Genomic DNA, 4,965 nt, shown 5'->3' on the forward strand with positions numbered 1-4,965 from the left:
GAGATACTCAAACGCACTCCTGTTTCAGTTGAGAGGGGCTTTGCAGCGAAGTCCGTGAGGGAGGACCGTGATAGTCGTTGATGCCTCAGTTCTCGTTAAAGTGGTTCTTAAAGAACCGGGCTGGGACGAGATTGAGCTCGATTCAAACACAGCGACGCTGGACTATGCCCTCGTTGAGAGCATGAACGCCATATGGAAGGCCATCAGAAGAAGTAGAATCGCCGAAGAAACCGGCAAGACTCTCATAGCGGTTCTTAAACTTATTGGAAGCGGCATGCTCACGTTTGAAGCCCAGAACTTCTTCGGGAGGGGACTTGAGATAGCGCTGAAGGAGAACATAACAATCTACGATGCACTCTACATAGCCTTGGCGGAGGCTCTGAAAGCTGAACTCCTGACGGCGGACGAGAAGCAGTACTACGCCGCCAAAAATTACGTGGAGGCAAAGCTCCTTCTATGAGTTCTGGAAAGCCATACCAGTAAATCTTTTTATGAGGGAGCCCCGAGTAATTATTAGGTGAGACGATGGAAAACATAGCTGGAAAGATGGGGACCAACGCGGAATGGCGGGTTAAAATGGACAAGATTCGAGCCGAAGCCAGGGCAAACGTTGATGCGGTTCTTGATAGAGCCTTTGGATACCTAAAAACCTCCAAGAGCTGGAGAGAGCTGGAGGCAGAGCTTTATGAGGAGCTTTCTGGTGGACAGTAATGTATTTGTTGAGGCTTTGAAAGGAGACAATGAAGCCAAGGAAATCCTTAGGAAACTCTACCACTCAAACTTTAGAGTTTTCATCAACGACGTTGTCTTCAGTGAGGTTATGTATCACTTTATACGGATAAAAGTCGGGTCGTACTGGAGCGCCAAGAAGAATCCGGATAGAGTTTCCGTGGCAGTTGAAGAATTTGAAAAAGTGGTTCTCCCCATGCTTGCTATTCCAGACCTCTTGGAGGTCAATTACGAAGTTTCCACCATTGCAATCAGACTTTCAAAAACATATGGTATGCTTCCAAACGATGCCTTAATACTTGCCACAGCAGAGTACTATGGTGTTGATACCATTGTGTCGTTTGATAGAGACTTTAGTAAAGCATGCAAAGAGGAAGGCGTATCCCTGGTGTCTTCATCGAAGGAACTCTAGGCTCCAAGAATATCCAAAACCTCCAGAATCCCCTCGACGCTCGGCACCTCGAAGCCCCTCTCGTGGATTCTCCTCACACCTTCAGCCTCTGGATTAATCCAGACCGCCCAGAGGCCCGCTTTTAGAGCTCCCTCAAAGTCCTCCGCCTTCGTGTCGCCGATGTGTATAGCCTCCCCAGGCTCCACGTTGAAGGTCTCCAGGGGTTTCCTGAACATCTCTGGCAGAGGTTTGTAAGTGAGAACCTCGTCGGCGAAGAATGTTTTGTCGATGTAGTTCATGAGCCCGAAGCGCTCAAGGAGAAGCCTCGTGTAGGAACCCGGCCAGAACATCACGTTGCCCATGACGGTGACCTTCAAGCCCTTCCGCTTGACGCCTTCAAGAGCCTTTTTGGCTCCTGGGAGAACGATATCTTCATCAACTTCGAGGACGGCCCTCGCAACCGCCCGCTTTACAAGCTCGACGTCTATTCCAAGGAGCCCGGCCAGCATCTCCTGGCTCTCCTCTAAAGTCCTTCTCGGGTCGCCTTCCCCTCTGGCGCGTATGGCCTTTATCCTGTCGCGCGTCAGGAGTATTCCCTCGACAACGTCGAGGATGCATGCCCCCATGAGCTTCGTCAGTTCCACCGCAAAAGCGTCGAGCATGACCTCTATGTCGAGGAGGGTGTTCCAGACGTCGAATGAGACGAGCTTCACCTTTATCACCGAAGGGGGTTGGGAAGAGAACTTAAAAGTTCAGCGCTCTGAAAACGCGAGGTATCTAAGTCCCTCCATAAGCCCAGCCTCCCTCAGAACCGCCTTGAGGTTTTTAAAGCGGGAGCGCATCACAAAGAGTTCGTAGAAGCCCTCGAGGTTGCCCCAGTGGCCGTAGGCCGATAGAGCGAGGTACATCACTTCCTTGGGCTTGAGCTTTCTCCCGAGGCTCTCGTTTAGGGCCTTAATGCCCGGTCTGATTTTATCGAGCAATCCCTCGCGCTCGATGAGGTGAAGCATCAGGTCCTCGACCGTCGGTTTTTTCCACTCTATCAGCTTGTCCTCAAAGGGCAAACCTATCACGAGAGGAATTACCTCGGTTTCCCCGACGAGGTAGCCCCTCGCCGTCGTCCCGTGCTCGAAGCCCGAGAGCTTCCCAGCTATCGAAGCGAGGGCGCTTTCCCTGCTCTCGTCTATGTCAATGGCAACGCCAATCCTCTCAACGCTGAAGTCAAAGACTTCCATGGCTTTTAGGAAGTTTCCGAGGTTTCTGATTACCCCCGAGTTGCCCTCGCTCGGGATAACGGCGAGGTAAACCCCGTCGGATTCCCGTCTGAGGAGGTCGAAGTTGTCGCGCTCAAAGACGCGCTCTATAAACCTGAACTGGTATGGGACCTCTCGGCCCTCCCTGAACTCGAAGAGCTTCTTAAACACGGCCTTGAAGAACTTGGCGTCGGTCTTGCCCTCGACGAAGAGGACGCTCGCCCTGGCACTTTCCCCCGAGAAGCCCCCACGAACGTCAAAGTTGAGGTATTTCCTCAGCTCGTAGACCTCCTTGAGGGTTATGCTTCCCCCGGTGTCCGAGTAGATTAGAACGTTCTCCTCGCCCTTCCTAAAGCGGTTCGCTATCAGGTCTATCAGCTCTAAACTGGCCGTGACGATGGTCTCGTCGCCCTTCAGTGAGTTCACGAAGTCAACCAGCTCGTCGCGGTTCTTCGAGTACTCTGGGAAGAGAACAGCACTATCGGCAAATGCTTCCCAGCGCTTTCCGGTTACAAGTTTCATTCACCTCACCATGTCAACCGTTATCGCACCTATAACCGCGAAGGTGCTCACGAGTATGGTCGCGTTGATGTACTGAATGGCCGTGAAGTCGGCGAGGTTGTTTATCCCGTAGAGGTATATCAGAACGGCCGACGTCATGTAGGCTATCAAGGTGACTGTCAGGAGCCTCTTGGGCACGTGAAAGAGCTCCTCGCGCTTCAGGTTTCCTATCTGCGATTTGGCTATGAAAAGGTACGCAACGCCAAGGGTCATGAAGAGTATTGCCATAGAACGCTCGATGGAGATGTCCTTGGCTATGTCCCAGAGCTCCTCCGTGAAGATGAAGGGGAGGGCGAAGGTTATCGCCCCGACTATCTCCTGGGCTATGTCGTCCCAGCCGAGGGAGTCGGGCTTTTTACTCTCTTCCAGCTTTTCGATATGCTTTGTAAGCTCTTCAACACTCTTCCGGAGTTTTTCCAGTTCCATCACCTCGCGCTCAGGTTCGGGGCTCATCATCCCGTCAGCATTGGATTCACTCATCATCGCAGAAAACGCTTCACCGAGAAGGGTTATAAAGGTTAACATTCACTATGAAAAACGGTGATGCCCATGAGGCGACTTGAAACTGCGATGATGGTGTTTTTGGTCGGGATTCTTCTGGCTGTGCCTTTGGTAAGTGCCGGGTTCAACTCGGTTAACACAATAGTCGTTCTCCCGACTACCAAAGTCGTTAACAACATGCCCCTCCATATAAATGAAGACGCCATAGCAGGCGCAAAGCTCGGGGCATTTTTGGTGCTCAATGGAATTGAAACCAAGACGTACACAAAGACCGTTACCGTGCCCGTTGAATATCACAGCATTCTCATACCCGATGAAAATCAGACTTACGTACTGACCAGCAACGATATGCCCGACCTGGGGCTGAACCTTGGTACTGAACCCGTTGGGAAGACCGTTGTGCTTAGAGTCAACTTTTCAAAAGTGTTCTACAATTCCACCAAGCACGCAGCCGAGTTCCTTGATAGGAGCATTGAAATACTTTTCAACGAGAACACTACTCCACTCGACATTGGGGGCAACTACAAAGTTGTCTATACAACCGTTGAGGGCAGAGATGTCATGTACTTCTACGACTACCGGCACTCAACCGGCAACACGAGCTCGCTCGGCGACTGGGTGAAAATGGGAAGCTGGAAGATTCACTTTATAGACATAGACACCAAACAGTTGAAGACACTTGTTGAGCTCTACTATCCAGATGGGACCGTAAAACTTACGAGCCTCCTCAAGGACACATACTACCTAATGTACGTCCTCGGAAACGGAACCTTTGAGGTCAAAGAGTACTCCTCAAACCCAACTACTGTCATTGATGACCTTCTCAAAAGTGGTGCAAAAGAGGTCTTCCTCCTTACCCCGACGGACTTTTTCGTGGGAATAAACCAGGCCAAGATGGTGACCTACGACTACTGGTTCTACAAAAAAGCCAAACAGTACAGCGATGGCGACGTTTACAGCGGCCAGTGGGTCTGGGACATTCAGCCGGAGAACGACATATACGTGCTCTACCTCCACGTCAACGGAACGGAATACCCACCGGTGTTCATCGGCTCGGGCTCCTCCCTTAAGATTCCCGTCAAGGGATGGAACCTCAAACTCGTCCCGGTCTTCAACAGAACTTCAAACGGCGGGGCAATAACGGGAATCCTCGGGTACAGATTCGTCAGGAGCACGTACGTCACCAAGAGCGTCTCGATTACCGCGCCTGCCGTAACGGCGACGAATGACGTAAACTCTCTCATAGTCAACGACACCCACATCCTCGACAACGGTCTTCCGAAGGACAAGAACGTCGTGATAATCGGAGGGTGGGTTAGCAACAAGGCCTGGGAGGTTCTTGAGAAAGTCTACGGTACAGACAAGGTCAACGAGCTCAAGGACGAGCTTATGAGCAAGGGCTACATTGTAGCTAAGCTCAAGAACCCGTACAATCCAAACTACTACGTCGTCATACTGGCGGGAAAGACATACCGTGAAACCGCGAAGGCCGTTGAGGAGTTCATGAAATCTTCGAGCTGATTTCCACAT

Annotated in this window: 7 protein-coding genes; 4 read left to right on the forward strand and 3 right to left on the reverse strand. The window is 51.3% G+C overall.

Translation table 11 applies throughout. The annotated features are described in order from the left end of the window. The first annotated feature begins 67 nt into the window (after positions 1-67). From MVO87_RS05925 to MVO87_RS05935, 3 genes are all read left to right on the forward strand, one after another. Complete coding sequence (locus MVO87_RS05925; protein WP_297552551.1) at positions 68-460, forward strand: type II toxin-antitoxin system VapC family toxin; 393 nt, start codon at positions 68-70, stop codon at positions 458-460. A 65-nt stretch (positions 461-525) separates the two neighbouring features. Continuing rightward, positions 526-711 carry a hypothetical protein gene (locus MVO87_RS05930; RefSeq protein ID WP_297552553.1) on the forward strand — a complete coding sequence of 62 codons (186 nt, stop codon included), beginning with the start codon at positions 526-528 and terminating at the stop codon, positions 709-711. Further along, positions 701-1,141, forward strand: coding sequence for a type II toxin-antitoxin system VapC family toxin (locus MVO87_RS05935; protein WP_297552555.1), 441 nt, complete (start codon positions 701-703; stop codon positions 1,139-1,141). The genes MVO87_RS05930 and MVO87_RS05935 overlap by 11 nt, the downstream gene beginning before the upstream one ends. On the opposite strand, the gene MVO87_RS05940 is transcribed toward MVO87_RS05935, so the two are convergent. Genes MVO87_RS05940 through MVO87_RS05950 form a run of 3 tightly spaced genes read right to left on the reverse strand, consistent with a single transcriptional unit; the run spans position 1,138 to position 3,414 of the window. Beyond that, positions 1,138-1,833, reverse strand: a complete 696-nt coding sequence (locus tag MVO87_RS05940; protein ID WP_297513561.1) for an HAD family hydrolase — start codon at positions 1,831-1,833, stop codon at positions 1,138-1,140. The genes MVO87_RS05935 and MVO87_RS05940 overlap by 4 nt on opposite strands. Before the next feature lie 39 nt (positions 1,834-1,872). Continuing rightward, complete coding sequence (locus MVO87_RS05945; protein ID WP_297513551.1) at positions 1,873-2,895, reverse strand: DUF3226 domain-containing protein; 1,023 nt, start codon at positions 2,893-2,895, stop codon at positions 1,873-1,875. Beyond that, a complete protein-coding gene (locus MVO87_RS05950) occupies positions 2,896-3,414 on the reverse strand; it encodes a DUF2391 family protein (RefSeq protein WP_524540273.1) in 519 nt (172 codons plus the stop codon). Positions 3,415-3,477: 63 nt separating this feature from the next. Here MVO87_RS05950 and MVO87_RS05955 point away from each other — a divergent pair, with 63 nt between their 5' ends. After that, the gene (locus MVO87_RS05955; RefSeq protein WP_297513545.1) at positions 3,478-4,956 is read left to right on the forward strand and encodes an S-layer protein; all 1,479 of its coding nucleotides are present in this window, start codon (positions 3,478-3,480) and stop codon (positions 4,954-4,956) included. Positions 4,957-4,965 lie beyond the last annotated feature (9 nt).

Origin of the sequence: Thermococcus sp. (genome assembly GCF_027063845.1) — an archaeon.
Taxonomy (GTDB): domain Archaea; phylum Methanobacteriota_B; class Thermococci; order Thermococcales; family Thermococcaceae; genus Thermococcus.

What these genes read in the sequence shown, in the direction of transcription:
- MVO87_RS05930 (WP_297552553.1), top strand. Translation starts at nt 526, where the DNA reads ATGGAAAACATAGCTGGAAAGATGGGGACCAACGCGGAATGGCGGGTT.
- MVO87_RS05945 (WP_297513551.1), bottom strand. Translation starts at nt 2,895, where the DNA reads ATGAAACTTGTAACCGGAAAGCGCTGGGAAGCATTTGCCGATAGTGCT.
- MVO87_RS05950 (WP_524540273.1), bottom strand. Translation starts at nt 3,414, where the DNA reads ATGAGTGAATCCAATGCTGACGGGATGATGAGCCCCGAACCTGAGCGC.
- MVO87_RS05955 (WP_297513545.1), top strand. Translation starts at nt 3,478, where the DNA reads ATGCCCATGAGGCGACTTGAAACTGCGATGATGGTGTTTTTGGTCGGG.